Origin of the sequence: Paraburkholderia sp. SIMBA_027, from assembly GCF_046535315.1 — a bacterium.
GTDB lineage: Bacteria > Pseudomonadota > Gammaproteobacteria > Burkholderiales > Burkholderiaceae > Paraburkholderia > Paraburkholderia tropica.
This window is the reverse complement of the sequence record NZ_JAWRWY010000537.1, coordinates 1-273: the sequence shown is the minus strand read 5'-3', so window position 1 is coordinate 273 and position 273 is coordinate 1. Positions and strand designations below refer to the sequence as shown.

Annotated in this window: 1 protein-coding gene; it reads right to left on the bottom strand. The window is 65.9% G+C overall.

The window, feature by feature from the left end; translation table 11 throughout:
* Nucleotides 1-273 (bottom strand): iron-containing alcohol dehydrogenase (locus SB764_RS40145; RefSeq protein ID WP_410866773.1); only part of this gene is annotated, 273 nt, incomplete at both ends.

Below are 273 nucleotides of genomic sequence, written 5' to 3'. Positions count from 1 at the left end.
GGCCGAGTGTCAGCTCCGCATCGAGAATCACGATTTGCGGCAGCAGGTGACGGCTGACGATCCCCACCTTCAGCGCTTCGTCCGGCAGCGTCACGATCGCGTTGGGCGTGACTTCGGAGCCGGTTCCGGCGGTCGTTGGCACCAGGATCATCGGCACGCCCGGGTGCTTGATCAGGTCGATGCCGAGCCAGTTGCGCAGCGGTTCGTCGTTGGTCAGCCGGACCGCGAACAGCTTCGCCGCATCGAGCACGCTGCCGCCGCCGATGGACAGAA